This window comes from Pseudoalteromonas holothuriae, assembly GCF_945859825.1.
Lineage (GTDB): Bacteria > Pseudomonadota > Gammaproteobacteria > Enterobacterales > Alteromonadaceae > Pseudoalteromonas > Pseudoalteromonas holothuriae.
The window spans coordinates 68,745-85,348 of record NZ_CAMAPC010000018.1 but is presented as its reverse complement, the minus strand read 5'-3'; the positions used below and the strand labels follow the sequence as shown (position 1 = coordinate 85,348).

At 41.1% G+C, this 16,604-nt stretch carries 12 protein-coding genes; 7 read left to right on the top strand and 5 right to left on the bottom strand.

Annotated features, from left to right (window positions below):
- Positions 1 to 147 precede the first annotated feature (147 nt).
- A complete protein-coding gene (locus OCI93_RS17405) occupies positions 148 to 525 on the top strand; it encodes a hypothetical protein (protein ID WP_261594689.1) in 378 nt (125 codons plus the stop codon).
- Positions 526 to 774: 249 nt separating this feature from the next.
- The gene (locus tag OCI93_RS17400) at positions 775 to 1,935 is read left to right on the top strand and encodes a DUF3103 domain-containing protein (protein ID WP_261594688.1); all 1,161 of its coding nucleotides are present in this window, start codon (positions 775 to 777) and stop codon (positions 1,933 to 1,935) included.
- 97 nt (positions 1,936 to 2,032) lie between these two features.
- Here OCI93_RS17400 and OCI93_RS17395 read toward each other — a convergent pair whose 3' ends face one another.
- Positions 2,033 to 3,667: an endonuclease gene (locus OCI93_RS17395; RefSeq protein WP_261626924.1), complete on the bottom strand. Its 1,635-nt coding sequence runs from the start codon at positions 3,665 to 3,667 to the stop codon at positions 2,033 to 2,035.
- Positions 3,668 to 3,970: 303 nt separating this feature from the next.
- Between OCI93_RS17395 and OCI93_RS17390 the strand changes: the two genes are divergently transcribed.
- The 4 genes from OCI93_RS17390 to OCI93_RS17375 all read left to right on the top strand — a co-directional run bounded on the left by OCI93_RS17390 (position 3,971) and on the right by OCI93_RS17375 (position 8,972).
- Positions 3,971 to 5,776 carry an assimilatory sulfite reductase (NADPH) flavoprotein subunit gene (locus OCI93_RS17390; RefSeq protein WP_261626923.1) on the top strand — a complete coding sequence of 602 codons (1,806 nt, stop codon included), beginning with the start codon at positions 3,971 to 3,973 and terminating at the stop codon, positions 5,774 to 5,776.
- A 56-nt stretch (positions 5,777 to 5,832) separates the two neighbouring features.
- Positions 5,833 to 7,551, top strand: a complete 1,719-nt coding sequence (cysI, locus tag OCI93_RS17385; RefSeq protein ID WP_261594685.1) for an assimilatory sulfite reductase (NADPH) hemoprotein subunit — start codon at positions 5,833 to 5,835, stop codon at positions 7,549 to 7,551.
- A gap of 45 nt (positions 7,552 to 7,596) precedes the next feature.
- Positions 7,597 to 8,337 carry a phosphoadenylyl-sulfate reductase gene (locus tag OCI93_RS17380; protein ID WP_261626922.1) on the top strand — a complete coding sequence of 247 codons (741 nt, stop codon included), beginning with the start codon at positions 7,597 to 7,599 and terminating at the stop codon, positions 8,335 to 8,337.
- Between the two features lie 119 nt (positions 8,338 to 8,456).
- Positions 8,457 to 8,972 (top strand): DUF4124 domain-containing protein, encoded by a 516-nt coding sequence (locus tag OCI93_RS17375; protein WP_261626921.1) that lies wholly within the window; start codon positions 8,457 to 8,459, stop codon positions 8,970 to 8,972.
- Positions 8,973 to 9,181: 209 nt separating this feature from the next.
- On the opposite strand, the gene OCI93_RS17370 is transcribed toward OCI93_RS17375, so the two are convergent.
- Both OCI93_RS17370 and OCI93_RS17365 read right to left on the bottom strand, forming a co-directional pair.
- Positions 9,182 to 10,753, bottom strand: a complete 1,572-nt coding sequence (locus tag OCI93_RS17370; protein ID WP_261594682.1) for an Ig-like domain-containing protein — start codon at positions 10,751 to 10,753, stop codon at positions 9,182 to 9,184.
- Positions 10,754 to 10,842: 89 nt separating this feature from the next.
- The gene (locus OCI93_RS17365; protein WP_261626920.1) at positions 10,843 to 11,943 is read right to left on the bottom strand and encodes an NAD(P)/FAD-dependent oxidoreductase; all 1,101 of its coding nucleotides are present in this window, start codon (positions 11,941 to 11,943) and stop codon (positions 10,843 to 10,845) included.
- Positions 11,944 to 12,578: 635 nt separating this feature from the next.
- On the opposite strand from OCI93_RS17365, the gene OCI93_RS17360 reads away from it, so the two are divergent.
- Positions 12,579 to 13,307 (top strand): substrate-binding periplasmic protein, encoded by a 729-nt coding sequence (locus tag OCI93_RS17360; protein WP_261626919.1) that lies wholly within the window; start codon positions 12,579 to 12,581, stop codon positions 13,305 to 13,307.
- On the opposite strand, the gene OCI93_RS17355 is transcribed toward OCI93_RS17360, so the two are convergent.
- On the bottom strand, positions 13,285 to 13,743 hold the full coding sequence (locus tag OCI93_RS17355) for a PaaI family thioesterase (RefSeq protein WP_261594704.1): 459 nt from the start codon (positions 13,741 to 13,743) through the stop codon (positions 13,285 to 13,287). The genes OCI93_RS17360 and OCI93_RS17355 overlap by 23 nt on opposite strands.
- Positions 13,744 to 13,848: 105 nt before the next feature.
- Complete coding sequence (gene acnA, locus OCI93_RS17350) at positions 13,849 to 16,587, bottom strand: aconitate hydratase AcnA (protein WP_261626918.1); 2,739 nt, start codon at positions 16,585 to 16,587, stop codon at positions 13,849 to 13,851.
- Between the last annotated feature and the right edge of the window lie 17 nt (positions 16,588 to 16,604).

Here is a 16,604-nt window from a genome sequence, read left to right as displayed (position 1 = left end):
GTTGGTGATTAACCAGTGAAATGTGCAACACGGAGTGATTGTAAAGGTCGTTATTAGACTTAGCTATAGCCAGTCTGTGCTTACTTAGTTACACTTGCGTTTGAAGTAGCTATCTTATAATCAATTAGTTTGGGTAAATCAGTTCATATGTCAGAAATTCAGTTTTTAAACGTCGACTTAGAATTAGAGTCAAAGCATGACATTAGCGCTTTAGTAAGTGATTTGCAGCAAAATGCCATTGTTTTACATTATGATAAAGATGAATACCGTCAACTCGCACGGATTGAGGCTAACGCTGAGGTAATGACGCCAGATAAGGCAATTAATCATCTTTGTGAATTGATAGAGTCGTGCTCTAAGGCCGCTTTAAAACAATGGTTATCATGTACTAAGCGTACATTCGATATTGGCTTTAGCTCTGGTAATTCACCTAAATGTTACTCTCAGGCACTACATGCAGATACATTATTGCGTATCTCTGCCATAGGTGCGGGGATTGAGATCACACTTTACCCAGTAGAATGAAAGCTCTATTTATCACAATGTCAGTATATTTGGTTAGTCTGCTTAGTTTTGCTTGGCTAACCAACCCTCTAAAGCCTATATAAATACTAGCGATAAAGACCTACAAGACTTTTAACTACATCGTAAAAGCTTTTCATTTATTCGTACCTATAAAATATTTTGTTAAATTTAAATTAACAGGTTGATAATTTTTTCAATAAGTTTTATCTTGATTTACTCAAATACACGGATTATTGTCAGGAGTAGAATGTGAAAAAATTTACAAAATTAGCATTACCCGCATTATTGGTGGCGATGAGCTTACAAAGTTATGCATCAAGTTCGGTATCACAGATTCAACATGCGTTTCCAACGCTAGATGTATTCAATCCTGCTGGTGATCAAGTGGCGCAGATGAAACAGCAACTGGCACGACAACTTGCTAAGCAGCTGCCTAACATCAGTGCAAAAGTACAGGCGCGAATGAGTATGTATCGCTTGCAGCTACCGTTATCAACAGAATTGGTCTCAGGCAATTTGTCTACCCAGCTGCAAAGTGCCACAAAATACACTCGCACATTAAAAGGCTTGCCAAGCTCTTCTGACTCTTTGTATCAATTGAGGTTGGCAGATCAAGCTATGCTTGAGCGCTGGCAGCATGGTGAAGAGGCGCTGGTCGCTTTTGCACCTAAGGGTGATGATAAAACATGGTTGCATGTACAGGCTTATGATAAAAATGGCAATGTTCATCTACTTGATGCACATACATTACCAAAGCAGCCTGTATTAGTGGTTGAAATAGACGGTCGTAAAAGTGTAAAAGAAGGCCTTGCAGTCATGCAAAGCGAGTTTAATAAACGACTGGGAACATCTTCACCTCAACAAATAGACACTCAAAGTGACGCGGGCCCTATTTCCACTAGTGTACTTAAACGCATTCGCTTAAATGATGATGAAGAGCCTTGGATCTCTGGCGCTGCTGAAGTGTATGGTGTTGTAACAGGGGTAAATCCGAGCCGCGACGAGCCAGTGTTAGATATTGTTGATATGCCTTATTTAGATCACGATGGACGTGATTACAACCCAAATCAAATTGTTATTTATTGGGATCGTTACCGTTGGCAAGCTGCTGATATGCTGCTGATGGAGCAAGATGATAACACCAATTACCAAACTTTAGCGACAACGTTTTTAGATATTGTTACTCAGGTTATGCGTACTATTCCAGACCCTAATGTGCAAGGCTATGCCATTATTCCGCAGCTTACCAATCAGCTTATTAAAGCTATGCCAAGTTCATGGTTTACTAATGACGATGATTATGTTGATGTTTTCTATACATTGTTTGAAGGTCAGCAGTATACAGGCTATATGGGAGCCAGTGGTAATGCAAAAATCAGTTTATCTCCCTTAACCATCAACCCTCGATAATTCCCCATTGAGTTGGTTAGCGACCTAAAGGACTAGGTTGCCTTTTTATTTAAACTAGTTAGAAGCAAAGCCACCCTCGGGTGGCTTTTTTATCAGCTTACCAAATTTGTTGTACAAACTCTGGATGGTCAACAAATGGGTTACGGTTTCCTTGGTATTCGTGAGCAGCTTGGTTTCGAGCTCGCTCTATATTATCTACCGGATCAACTTGATGCCAGCGTAATAGCATGGTGACTACCCACGGCTCAAATACTTGATTAGATGTACCATTAAGAACAGCATCACTGTATGTGGTGTTATTTTGCCAGCTACTGATCACACTCTCGTAGCGCGTTGCCATATAAAAATAGGCACGGGCAAAGTCACCTTTAAATTGATCTATCGGTTCAAATACCGTACCTGTATAGTTGAGGCTACTGGACGCATTCCCAAGTTTACTACCATTACTTGAAATGTAGCTCGCATTGGCGACTTCACCAAAGGGGAAGTTACTCCGCTTGGAGTTTACAAATCCATCAGTAGCAAAAATATGATGGATATCAGAGTTCATAGGTTCTACTTTGCCACCAAACCAGCTTTTAGGGAATGAATGCTCTCGGTTGTAACAGTCACCTTCAACTCGATAAGATCCACACTGGTTAGTTACAGCAACGTAGTTGATACTATCAGTTGTATTGGGTTTTTCTGAGTAGCGATCGAGCACGGAATTATCTTGCTCAAAATAATTATCACGCTCGGATTGATCGATAAATTGCCAAATGGCTGAATAACCTTGTGATTGGTGAGTGCTGATAATGCTGTGTAACTGACTTTTTAGCGCATAACCCGTTAGTCCCGCTGTCGATGCATAATACTCAGCAGGGTCGGTAGGCGTGCCACCGCCGTTGTCATTACCAATAGCGAACGTGTGTTGTTGTTGGCTGGTGAAGCTGCTACCAGAGGCAAGTGTACCATCTGGGCTTGTTAAGCTGTATGAACCATTACCATAGTTACAACACATGCCATCGCCATAATTATCGAATATGGTAAAAGTGTAGCTGTCGTCACTCAAACATAATGATTCTGTATATGTTTGATTGCTTGCATAGCTATTACCACTGGCAACTTGTGTGCTACTACTGTTTGTTAATGTCCAGCTTGTCTCACTGCCATAATTGTCAGTGGTAAGGGATAAATTTAATGTATTTGCTTGGCAGCCTGTACTAGGTGGTGGTGGCGCTGTAGTTGTGGGTTGGAAGTTGTCTATGTAAACCACCTCGCTTCCATTAAAACTTGATACATCGTAAAAGCGCAATCCAACATTTATAGTGGCGTTAGCACTTGCTGTGTAAGTATGGCTGATTTGTTGCCATTGATTTAATGTAAATGGGTCTGAATAGCCATGATACCCATCGATCACTAGACGTGCCCTTACACCCCCTTGAGTGTGATAAACCCAAGTACTGAAGGTGTAACTCTGCCCTGCTTGCACTGTGACTTGCTGCAAAAGGTCAGTATTACTTTGTGTACCAGTGTTTACTGTTACTTGTGCAGCAGTCTGACCAGATTTTACTCTATCGCTTGTTGCGCTTAGTGAAATTCCAGAGTCTATTGTTGTCCAGTTGGATGGCTGATTCTGTTGCCAGTTTTCAAAGTCTCCATTACTCACTTGTGCCATGGCGTTATGAGTTAACGCAGTGAAACCAAGCGTAAAGGCAAGTCTATATTTATAGGATATTTTCCCGTGTTTCATATTGTTTCTCTTATATTTTAAGTTGTATTTTTGCTTTTATGTGAACAAAGGCCGAGCTTACTGAACCTTTGTTATTGCAATGTTAATATTAGAGTGTCTATTTTTAAAGCAATTCTTTTAATCTGTTTTTGTTGGTGTTTTTGTTTATTAATAACCAAATGGAATATAAAAGCAGATCTTTGTCTTTTTCTTGTGTGTAGAGATCAGTATGCTGCATGCATAGAAAAGCTTGCCCTTCATTTTATGTGGCAAGTAACACACCAATCTAAGCAAAAGACGTTTTAGGGTTACGGGGATTATTCAATGTTGTTAGGTCAACTTAGTGCTGCGGCAAGCCCGCTTTCGCAAGAGCAAGTGCAAAAATTACAAGGTTTAGTGGCTGAACTAAACCCAATCCAGCAAGCTTGGGTAAGCGGCTATCTTGCTGCCAATGCAAACACCGCAGCCTTAGCCGGTACTGTCGGCCCTGCTGGCGCTGTTGAGGCCGCGCCGCTGACTATTTTGTATGGTTCTCAAACGGGTAATGCTAAGGCGGTCGCAAGTCAGTTAAAGTCACAAGCTGAATCTCGAGGTTTGAGTGTTAAGCTAGTTAATATGGCTGACTACAAAACATCTGCTTTGAAAAAAGAGAAGTTTTTAACTATTGCGGTATCAACTTATGGTGAAGGTGAGCCACCAGAAGATGCAGAAGCATTACATGCCTTTTTAGCAAGTAAAAAAGCCCCTAAACTAGATGGCGTAAAGGTTGCAGTGATAGGTTTGGGCGACACAAGTTATGAATTTTTCTGCCAAACGGCAAAAGATTTTGAGCAGCGTTTAACTAAACTTGGTGCGGATGTGATATACCAGCGTGCTGATTTAGATGTTGACTATGAAGAGCAAGCAACGCAATGGATAGTGGGTGCATTAGATGTCTTTGAGCCTGATTTAAAAGCGCAACAACAAAGCCAAACCAATGTGGTTAGCATGCCGTTATCAGCATCTGTTGCCCAGAGTCAATACACCAAACAAAACCCGTTTGCAGCAGAGTTATCTGTGGTACAAAAAATTACAGGCAGAGAATCAAGCAAAGATGTGCGTCATATTGAGCTTTCACTCGATGGTTCTGATATTACTTACGCACCGGGTGACTCTTTAGGTGTGTACTTTTTAAATGATGAAGTGCTGGTGGACCAAGTCTTAGCTGCATTGGAGATTTCCCCTGATACGTCGGTAACTGTTGGCAATGATACTTTATCAGTGCGAGACGCACTGATTGAAAAACTGGAACTAACACAGTCTTACCCAGGCTTTGTAGAAAAATATGCTCAAGCGACGAATAACGCAAAATTGCTCACTTTAGTTGCGGATAAAGCGCAACTGCGTGTATACATCGAAGCAAGACAAATTTTTGATGTTATCTTACAAAACCCAGCAAATATCGAAGCGCAAACATTAGTTGATTGTTGTCGTAAGCTACAAGCACGTTTGTACTCTATTGCTTCTAGTCAAGCAGAAGTTGAAGACGAAGTGCACTTAACTGTGGGCTTAGTTGAGTTTGATACGTTCGATGAAACACACTTTGGTGGTTGTTCTGGTTACTTGGCAAATCGTGCTGAAGAGGGCGCAAGAGTAAAAGTATTTAGTGAACATAATGATAACTTCCGCTTACCTGCCAGTGATGAAACGCCAATTATCATGGTAGGTCCTGGCACCGGTATCGCACCATTTCGTGCATTTTTACAAGAGCGTGATGTACGAGAAGCATCAGGTGATAATTGGTTGTTCTTTGGTAACCCAAACTTCACTCAAGATTTCTTGTACCAACTAGAAATTCAGGGGTATGTGAAGTCAGGTTTATTGAATCAAGTTGATCTTGCATTTAGCCGCGATCAAGCGCAGAAAATTTATGTACAAGACCGTCTTCGTGAAAAAGGTGAAGCGGTATTTGCATGGTTAGAAAAGGGTGCACATTTTTATGTCTGCGGTGATGCCAATCGCATGGCAAAAGATGTACACCAAGCATTGATTGATATTGTTAAAGCCCATGGTGGCAAAGATGACGAACAAGCTGAGCAGTACTTAAAAGAGCTGCGCAGTCAAAATCGTTATCAAAAAGACGTGTATTAATCACCGCTGATTAGTACACAACACTGACCGTCACAGTAAATTTTTTAGGATAAGCCATGAGCAAAGATAACAAACCAAATAGCAAACTAGACCCAAATGCAAAGTTTGCTGATAACGAACGCCTTAAAACGCAGAGTAACTTTTTACGCGGTACCATTAATACTGATTTAAAAGATCAATTAACTGGTGGCTTTACTGCAGATAACTTTCAACTCATTCGCTTTCACGGTATGTATCAACAAGATGACCGTGATATCCGTCCAGAGCGTACCAAGCAAAAACTTGAACCATTACAAAATGTTATGCTACGCGCTCGTATGCCTGGCGGTATTATCAAGCCTGAGCAATGGCTAGCCATTGACAAGTTTGCCCAAGAAAAGTCTATGTATGGCAGTATTCGGTTAACTACGCGCCAAACATTTCAGTTTCATGGTGTATTAAAGCCCAATATTAAAGAAATGCATCAAATGCTGAATAGCGTTGGTATTGACTCAATTGCCACCGCAGGGGATGTAAATCGTAACGTACTTTGTACTACTAACCCGGTAGAGTCACAGTTACACCAAGAGGCTTATGAGTGGGCAACCAAGATTTCTGAGCATTTATTGCCACATACTAAAGCGTATGCAGAAATTTGGTTAAATGGTGAAAAAACAGAGACGACGCAAGAGCCAATTTTAGGCTCAACCTATTTGCCACGTAAGTTTAAAACGACCGTAACTATTCCGCCAAATAACGAAGTGGATGTGCACGCAAACGACTTAAACTTTGTGGCAATTGCAGATAACGGAAAGTTGGTTGGTTTTAACGTACTGGTTGGTGGTGGTTTGGCCATGACCCATGGTGATGTCAACACTTACCCTCGTAAAGCGGATGACTTTGGCTTTATTTCTTTAGAGCATACGTTAAAAATTGCTGAGCATGTCGTGTCTGTGCAGCGTGATTGGGGTAACCGTGTAAACCGCAAAAATGCTAAAACCAAATATACCTTAGATACCTTTGGTGCAGACGCTTTTAAAGCAGAAGTAGAAAAGCGTGCGGGCGTGCAATTTGAAGAGAGTCGTCCATATGAGTTCACTCACCGTGGTGACCGTATTGGTTGGGTTGAAGGTATTGATGGGAAGCACCATTTAACCTTGTTCATTGAAAATGGTCGCATCTTGGATTATCCAGATAAACCGCTTAAAACTGGTTGTCGTAAAATTGCGCAAATTCACCAAGGTGATTTTCGCATGACGGCGAACCAAAATCTGATTGTTGCTGGCGTGCCAGCTGAGCAGAAATCAGTGGTTGAGCAAATAGCTCGTGACCATGGTTTAATTAATGATGCACATACCGCACAGCGTAAAAACTCTATGGCCTGTGTATCGTTGCCAACTTGTCCGCTTGCAATGGCTGAAGCGGAGCGTTATTTGCCTGACTTAGTCACTAAAGTTGAAGGCTTGTTAGAAAAACATGATGTAAGCGATGACAACATTATCTTACGGGTTGTTGGTTGCCCGAATGGATGTGGGCGCGCGATGTTGGCTGAAGTCGGTTTAGTGGGTAAAGGCTTAGGTAAATACAACGTGTACCTAGGTGGTAATCGCGAAGGAACCAGAGTTCCTAAACTCTATTTAGAGAATGTGGGTGAAGATGTGTATTTGCCTGCGCTGGATGAACTGATAGGCCAGTGGGTCAGTGACCGTCAAACTGATGAGTGTTTTGGTGACTTTGTGATCCGAAAAGGTATTGTGGCCGAAGTTAAAGTATCTAAAACAGACTTTCACGCGTAATGATAAGTGACTTGGCAAGTACGCTTGCCAAGCTAGGAATGACGAATGAGTGATTATAAAAAACTCTTACAGTTAGATGGCGAAGAACAAGCAGCGTTGCTTGCTCAAGCCAATGAACTGCTAAAGCCGATGACGGCGCAGCAGCGAGTTGTGTGGGCGTTAGAACACTTACCCGACACGGCTTTTTTATCATCTAGTTTTGGTATTCAAGCTGCAATTATGTTGCATTTGGTAACCTCTGAGCGTGCAGATATTCCCGTCGTATTAACTGATACAGGCTATTTGTTTCCAGAGACGTATCAATTTGTGGATCACTTAACAGAACGGTTAAACCTGAACTTGAAAGTTTACCGCTCTAACTACACTCCTGCATGGCAAGAAGCCAAATATGGCAAGTTATGGGAGCAAGGTCAGGATGGCATTAAGCAATATAATATGCTTAACAAAGTAGAACCAATGACACGGGCTTTAAAAGAGTTACAAGCAGGAACGTGGTTTAGCGGACTTCGTCGTGATCAGGCCTCAAGTCGAGCTCAAAAACAAATTTTAGAAATAAGCCGCGATACGGTAAAAGTGTATCCTATTATAGAATGGAGCAACCGTGACGTTTATCAATATCTCACAAAACATGATTTACCTTACCACCCGCTTTGGGAGCAAGGTTATGTTTCAATGGGAGATGTACATACCACGCGTAAGTTAGAGCCTGGCATGAGTGAAGAAGAAACCCGCTTCTTTGGTTTAAATCGTGAATGTGGACTGCACATTGATGGTGATGGTATTTAAACATTCTCCAGCCATGGAGGGAGGCCAAAAGCACAACTTAGGTTGTGCTTTTTTATTGTTCTATATCGGTGTATGCTCAATAGAGTTGGTATTGGCGTAGTTTGTAGTGGAATACAAAGATGAAATACTTTAGTTATTTATTGGTCATGATTATGTTAGTTGGGTTGGGATCGTTATTTATACTCAAAAAACCAGATGGCACACCGTGGTTAAGTTTTGGTAACGTGGCTCAACAAGCACAGCAAAAGGCTAATACTTTATTTAATGAAGCAAAACGTAATTTAGATAGTGCGGTTCAGCAGACGAGCACTGCAGCAGATACATCCAGTGATTCGGACGCTATTTACAAGTGGCAAGATGCTAATGGTAACTGGGTTTATTCAGATAAGCCAAACTTGCAAAGAAATAGTCAGGCGCACAAATTAGATCCGAGTAAGATTACCATTATGGCGGCGGAAGATACCTCTATTTTAAACGAATTAGTGGCAAAAAAAGCACATATAGATAGTCAACTAAAGAATCCATCGGCACTGAATCCAACTGATGTAAAGCAATTGATGATGGATGCTAAAAATATTCAACAATTAATGGATGAGCGCACCAAACGATTAGATCAGGCAATTGGGGGTAATTAGCTCCAAGGCCTCAACTAGGGGCCTTGCAGGTATTAGTCTGAGTGTTGTGCCAGTTTTATTAAGACATTGATCATTTAAGGTAGCTACATGAGCCATTAACTGTGTTAAAAACGGCTCATGTAGAATAATGGCATACCGAAATTTTTGCCCAGTTTTACTAAGCTATTTATCTATCGCAATATCTGGTCATTTATTTGATGCAATTGGCGTTAGTTATCTATTGAAATGTCGAATACATAAATCGATTGCTCATACTGAGTTGTAAATGCTCCCCCAATTGAATACAACTTACCATTACTATTTTCTAGTTTGAAATCACGTAAATAATGAACAGTTTGATCTTGTTGCTGCATTGCGTAAGGGTTGCTACTGTGAGACTTCCATTGTTTAGTATCTAAATCAAAGGCCATTAAATGTGAGGCACTGAGTACGTAAAGCGAATGGTTAGACAAGGTTACGTCAGTATAACTAAAAGCGACACTTTGAGGGATAAGCTCAGATGTGGAGGTAGTTTGTGTGGTTAGATCGAAAGTAATTAACTCTTTTTGCGCTGCAGTTTCATTTTCAGCGATTAAATAGGCTTGCTCTCCCTCAATTGCACAGCTTGATACTTTATGCTTCATATCAGGTAAAACCTTACTATGCCATGTATTTGTTTCAGCATCTAGAGTATAAAGAGTATGGCTCTGCTCGTGCGCGACAAAAGCATAGATCATAGAGTCGGTGCTACAAGTTGCTGAGATGGCGTTATTAAATGGCGTAAATTCAGGGCTATCAAATGTCTGCCAGGATTTATCCTCAACATCATATACTTCCATTGTAGTGACGCCTTTAGAGTCACTAGGGCATGAGTTTATGCCGCCAAAAACATAGATTTTTTTACCCATTGCCTGTGTATGGAAGTAAAAGCGTGATAACGCAGGGCTCTGTAGAGTAAGCCACTCATTTGAATCAATATTCCACTGAGATAGGTGTGGGGCTTGTGCTGGAGCACTTTGACAGATCATTGCAGAAGACCACGTATAGTTATGAGTTAAGCTAAAGAGCGTTTGATTTATCATTGTGGTTGCTAAATGGCTGCCTTGGAAGCCCGGTAATTGAGATACTTCACTCCAAGCCTGACCTTTTACTTCAATATTAAATGGAGGCAGCTTGACTTCATGGTCTGCATCAATAACTGTGATGATAATATCGGAAAATGTACCCACATGTTCGGTGAGGGTGGGTGTACCATGTAGCGTTCCTGTTGATTCATCAAATTGGGACCACAACGGTTTATTATAAATACTAAAACGGTGATTACTAGTATCTAGATCAACGTCAATAATCTGAGGTGTAAAAGAAAACTCATCGTTCAAGTCAATGTTGGACACAGGTTGCCCAGTAATAATGGGCTCATCATTGATGGCATGAATTGTGATATTTACCACTACAGCTTCACTGGTGATGTCCCCTTGCTTGAGTGTGTAGGTAAAATGGTCTTTACCAAACTTATTTTGATCTGGTGTATAAATAAGTTTGGGATAGTTGCCTGTGATTGTACCCAGTGTTGGAGCGCTAACTAGCTTGACGGTAATAGCCTCTGTTTGGTTAGGCGTCTGAGTTGCTGATATATCGATATTCCCGCTTGTGTCTTCATTAGTTTGACTATTGAGCTGTGCAATAACTGAAAATGCAGCTGGGTTGTTATTTGGCACAATGCTAGGTTCATCATTAGACGAACCACCACAAGCACTAAGTAGTAAAACGATAGGGAATAAAAAAGTAATCCTGTAGTTCATAGGGGCGTATCCTTACATTATAATTTATTTTGGTACATGTTATTTTTTTTTAAGATTAACTTCAAATGAATTAAAGCTAAATATGTCTATCATTTTAATTTGAGCATGTTTGTAACAAGTTTGGCAATCGCTAAACTTGCTGTAAGGCCGGGCGACTCAATACCAAATAAATTTATGAGCCCTGCTACGCCGTGAGTGGTATGATCTTGAATTATAAAATCCTGACTGCCGTATTTTTGTAATTTAGGACGTATACCGCTGTAACTTATCTGCAAACGTTCACTGTCTAACTGCGGCCAGTATTTTATGATGGCATTAACAAAATGCGTTTTAGCTTTTATATTTGGGCTGTAATCAAGATGACTAATAAACTCAGTATCAGGGCCAAACTTTAGTTGTCCTGCTAAATCTAGCGTGGCATGAATACCTAAACCATGTTGCTCAGGCATTGGGTAAATAAGATGTTTAAAAGGGTGTCTACCTTGATAACTAAAGTACTGCCCTTTACAGTAATGCAGTGCGGGAATGTAATTGGGGGCTAAGGCGTCTATTTTTTGCGCACATGCTTGCGCAAATAGTCCCGCTGCATTAATCAGTGTTTTACACTTGATATTGAATAACTCACCGTCACAGTTGAGCGTTACTATAAACTGCAGACCATCAAATTGGGCACTGATGAATTGAGTGTTGCTAACATAGTGACCATTATGTTCAGAGAGTTTATTTAGATAAGACAGCATCAGCTGGTGACTATCAACAATGCCCGTAGAAGGTGACCATACTCCCGCAACCGCTTTTGTTTGAGGTGCTCGGTTGGCAAGTTCTATTGGGCTCAAAAACTGTAAATCTGACACGCCATTGTTTTTAGCTTGTTTTACTAAGGTATGCAGCTTTGCAGTTTCGTGTTCGTTACTTGAAATAAGTACCTTACCAATTTTGTGTACTGGTACATGATAGCGCTGACAGTGCTTATAAAGTAACGCTTTACCCGTTACGCATAATTGTGTTTTTAAGCTATCAGTAGGATAGTAAATTCCGGCATGAACAACTTCGCTATTACGACTACTTGTATGTTCACCAAAACGACTATTTTGCTCAATAATAATAACGTCATTATATTCACTAAGGGTGGCTGCAATAGCAAGTCCTACAGCGCCAGCCCCAATCACCAGCGTTTCGATTTGTTCCATTTATTACTTTCGTCGCCAAAGTTTCATAACCGCTATGGTAACAAAGCGTTGAATATAGCACTACGTACTATTAGTAAAATGGTGGGATAGGTTTTAGTAGGCAAGCAGCAGAGTTCATAAAATTAGCAGCATCAGGGCTGTGAAATACGCCATAATTTAACAACATATAATCGAAAATTATAAATGATCGACCCCAACAGATAAAAAATTTTAAGAGCTTAATTTACGTGTTAGTTTGCATCATTTTTATCCCATACTTTTAACTTAACTACTGCAAGTGTTGGTTGAATAAATGCAATTCAACACTATCAAGATAGCGTTGTATTAAATAACCAAAGGGTAAAAAATTGCTGCTGATACCAGATGCATTTATCTTTGCTGTTTTGCCTCAGTGAGTTGGCGGTTTAGGCAAGGCGGGGACAGCCCCGCAGAGGTGATGTCGCATAGTGATTCTATGTGAGTTCAACCAAAGGCATTTATTACTTTTTCATTCGCAACGAACATAAACCAATATGTTGCATTGCTCATTTCGCGTATTGAAAGCTTTTGGTTTGAACAAAATTCATACCTCAAAGATAAACACGTCCTAGATGTAAGCTACACTAATCAATATTATCAAAATGAAATAGTTGTATATGTTTAAGCTACTTAATATAGTCTTTTATGCTTTTATGATGCTGACATCGGTAGCGCATGCTCAAGTGAGCACTGTAATTGGAGGGCACAACCCTTGGCCACCTTATATTGAGAGCGATGGTTCTGGGTTAGTGAACGATATCCTTTTTGCCGCATTTTCTTCCCAAGGCGTTGCGCTTGAGATACAAATAGCCCCATTTAGTCGCATGATGTTGTTACTTGAAAATCGCAAAGTTGATTTTGTGGCTGCACTTTGGTGGACCGAAGAACGTGAAAAAACTATTTTATTCAGCCAGCCTTACTTTCATAATGAATTGTTTGTTGTCAGCCGCCAAAATCAATTAGTGGACTTTCGTGGTACAAAAAGTTTGCGCTATAAGAGTGTTGCAACTATTAGAGGCTATGCATATCGTAATTTACTCGTTAACATTGAGCAGCTTAACGTGATAGATGTACTTAGTTTGCATGCCTGTTTAGAGTTGGTACACAAGGGGAGAGCTGATTTTGCGATTGCTGATATGTTAGCGTTTAAACATGAACTAAAACACGACTCAATGTTGCAAAACCTGATGACTCACTCTCCCGCATTATCAAGTTGGCCGTTGCATATAGGTGTGAGCCGTGAGCACCCTGACGCTGAAAAAATTATTCAGCTATTTAACGTGGGCTTGGCAACAATTAAAAAAAATGGCAGTTACCAACAAATCATAGCGCAATATTTGGACTAGCGCGGGCAACAATAGCGGCGGTCATACGCGACACACAGCATAGCTCACCTTTGGCATTGGTAATTTTTACTTCCCATACAGAAGTTCGTTTTCCTAAATGTAATGGTTTGGCGATGGCTGTTAACATACCATTGCGAGAAGCTTTCAAATGATTGGCGTTTATTTCTTGGCCAACACAGTAAAAGTGTTCAAAATCAACTACAAAATTTGCTGCATAGCTGGCAACAGTTTCAGCTAACGCGACATTTGCCCCGCCATGAACCATACCGATGGGGTTATGATGCGAGGGCATTGCTGGCATAGTGGCAACTAAGTAGTCATCACCAATTTCTGTAATTTCAATGCCCAAGGTCTTCATTAATGAGCCTTTGCCGTACATACCCTCATCGAGTTTACGACAAAGCTCTAACGTTATTGGTTTGTACCAGATAGTCATAGTATTGAGCTGAATATTAAAAGTGATGCTAGTGTATGAAAAAATCTGTTGTAAGTCACTGCCATATGGGAGCATATTAATACCAGCTCCCATGTTACAGGGATATTATTTGTCCTTGAGCATGTTTCTTAGTACGTATTGCAAAATACCGCCATGGCGGTAATATTCCCACTCTTTGGGCGTATCTATACGTACATCTACAAGAAATTCTAGCGCATCGTTTTGACTATTGGTTGCGATGATTTTAACTTCGTCGCAATTGTCACATAATCCCATGACTTCAAAGTTCTCTTCTGCGGTAAGCTTTAAGGATTCGTGACTATCACCTGCTTTAAATTGCAACGGCAATACGCCCATGCCAATTAAATTGGAGCGGTGAATACGCTCATAACTTTGCGCAATTACGGCTTTGACGCCAAGTAGCAGTGAACCTTTAGCTGCCCAATCTCTAGAAGAACCGGTACCATATTCCTTACCCGCGAGAATAATCAATGGTGTGTTGCGCTTTTGATATGCCATAGCAGCATCATAAATACTCATGATTTCATTGTCAGGTAACAAGCGCGTGATCCCTCCTTCAGTGCCCGGAGCTAGTTGGTTTCGCAAGCGAATGTTAGCAAAGGTGCCTCGCATCATCACTTCATGGTTACCACGGCGAGAGCCATAAGAGTTAAAGTCGCTCTCTTTTATGTTTTGTTGCTCCAAATAAATGCCAGCAGGTGCGCTTTTTTTAATATTACCTGCTGGTGATATATGATCAGTTGTCACCGAGTCGGCCAGTTTTGCTAAACACTTTGCATCCGTTATATGTGGTAATTTGGGCACATCGGTGGTCATATCTTCAAAAAATGGGGCGTGACGAATGTAGGTTGAATCTGTTTGCCAAGGGTATAACTCACTGGCTTTGGTGTTGATGTTTTGCCAGTGGCTGTCACCTTGGTAAATATCGTGATAGTTTGACTCGAACATCGCTTGTGTGACGGTATCATTAACCAGCTGTTTTACTTCGCTCATACTAGGCCAAATATCTTTCAAGTAGATATCTTCAGCATCGTCATTTTGGCATAGAGGCTCGTTATAAACATCAATATCTGTGCGCCCAGCTAAGGCATAAGCCACAACGAGTGGTGGAGAGGCTAAAAAGTTCATTTTTACATCTTGATGTATCCGTCCCTCGAAATTTCTATTGCCAGATAATACCGAGCTTACTATAAGTTTGTGCTTATTAATGGCATCTGATATCTCCTCTGGCAGTGGCCCAGAATTACCAATGCAAGTTGTACACCCATAACCTACCAAATCAAACCCAAGCGCTTCTAATTCAGAGAGTAAGTTAGCTTGTTTAAGATAATCTGTTACTACTTTGGAACCCGGTGCCAGTGAGGTTTTTACCCATGGCTTTGGTTTTATACCCAGCTCATTGGCTTTTCTAGCAACTAATGCTGCGGCCAAGATAACATTTGGGTTAGAAGTATTCGTACAACTTGTAATGGCTGCAATTACACACGCACCATCTTTAAGGGTAAAGTTTTGCTCTTTATACTGGACTTTTGCAATGCCAAGTACTTCTGGTTCGGTTGGCGTATCTGTTGATGGACCGCCTTCATCAACAATTTGCGCTTCATCGCCAGAGGTATTGTCTTCACTGCGCTTGTCCTGCAAAGCTCTGAGCTGTTGATTTATCGTGTTACCCGCTTCATCTAAGTTTATCCGATCTTGAGGTCGGCTTGGTCCAGCAATACTTGGTACCACGGTATTTAAATCAAGGGTTAGGGTATCGCTATATTCAGGCTCATCATCATCATGTCGCCACATACCTTGATGCTTAGCATATGCTTCTATCAAGGCAAGCTGCTTTTCATCACGATTTGTTAGACGCAGATAGGAAATGGTTTCAGCATCAATAGGAAAAATACCACAAGTTGCACCGTATTCAGGTGCCATATTGGCAATAGTGGCTCTGTCTGCTAAGGGGAGTTGAGCAAGCCCATTCCCATAAAATTCAACAAACTTACCAACCACACCATGCTCGCGTAATATTTGTGTGATGGTGAGGACTAAATCTGTGGCAGTCGTACCTTCGGGTAGCTCACCTTCAAGTTTAAAGCCTACCACTTGTGGTATCAGCAAGCTAATGGGCTGACCAAGCATGGCAGCCTCGGCCTCAATACCGCCTACACCCCACCCAAGTACGCCTAATCCGTTGATCATGGTGGTGTGTGAATCGGTGCCAACCAAAGTATCTGGATAAGCAAAAAACTCCCCATCAACTTCTTTTTGAAATACCACGCGCGCCAAATATTCTAGATTTACTTGATGTACTATGCCGGTGGCTGGTGGCACAACAGTTAGGTTATCAAATGCAGATTGACCCCACCGCAAAAACTCATAGCGTTCTTTATTACGTTGATATTCGAGTTTTGCATTCAAGTCAAATGCACCGGTGTGACCAAATTCATCAACTTGCACTGAGTGATCAATCACTAACTCGGCAGGAGACAGTGGATTTATTTTTTTAGGGTCACCACCTAATCTCGCCATTGCATCTCGCATGGCTGCCAAATCAACTATTGCAGGCACGCCAGTAAAGTCTTGCATGACGACTCGTGCAGGGGTAAAAGCAATTTCTTTGCTGGGTATATCATTCGGTTGCCAGTTGAGTAGTTGGTCGATATCTTCTTTGGTGACGGCGCTGCCATCCTCATGACGCAGTAAATTTTCTAGCAGTATTTTCAGTGCAAAGGGTAAACGCTTTGCTTTGGCACCGAGCTTTTCGAGTGAATGCAGGTGGATTTGTTGTTGATTGATGGTCAGTTGTGTCAGGGTATTGTAAGAATCTTGCATGCTACCTCCGCTAAATG

Bases quoted from the DNA above. Each gene is read 5' to 3' on its own strand.
- acnA (WP_261626918.1), bottom strand. From the start codon at position 16,587: ATGCAAGATTCTTACAATACCCTGACACAACTGACCATCAATCAACAA.
- OCI93_RS17370 (WP_261594682.1), bottom strand. From the start codon at position 10,753: ATGAACTACAGGATTACTTTTTTATTCCCTATCGTTTTACTACTTAGT.
- OCI93_RS17375 (WP_261626921.1), top strand. From the start codon at position 8,457: ATGAAATACTTTAGTTATTTATTGGTCATGATTATGTTAGTTGGGTTG.
- OCI93_RS17405 (WP_261594689.1), top strand. From the start codon at position 148: ATGTCAGAAATTCAGTTTTTAAACGTCGACTTAGAATTAGAGTCAAAG.
- OCI93_RS17355 (WP_261594704.1), bottom strand. From the start codon at position 13,743: ATGACTATCTGGTACAAACCAATAACGTTAGAGCTTTGTCGTAAACTC.
- OCI93_RS17380 (WP_261626922.1), top strand. From the start codon at position 7,597: ATGAGTGATTATAAAAAACTCTTACAGTTAGATGGCGAAGAACAAGCA.
- cysI (WP_261594685.1), top strand. From the start codon at position 5,833: ATGAGCAAAGATAACAAACCAAATAGCAAACTAGACCCAAATGCAAAG.
- OCI93_RS17395 (WP_261626924.1), bottom strand. From the start codon at position 3,667: ATGAAACACGGGAAAATATCCTATAAATATAGACTTGCCTTTACGCTT.
- OCI93_RS17360 (WP_261626919.1), top strand. From the start codon at position 12,579: ATGTTTAAGCTACTTAATATAGTCTTTTATGCTTTTATGATGCTGACA.
- OCI93_RS17365 (WP_261626920.1), bottom strand. From the start codon at position 11,943: ATGGAACAAATCGAAACGCTGGTGATTGGGGCTGGCGCTGTAGGACTT.
- OCI93_RS17390 (WP_261626923.1), top strand. From the start codon at position 3,971: ATGTTGTTAGGTCAACTTAGTGCTGCGGCAAGCCCGCTTTCGCAAGAG.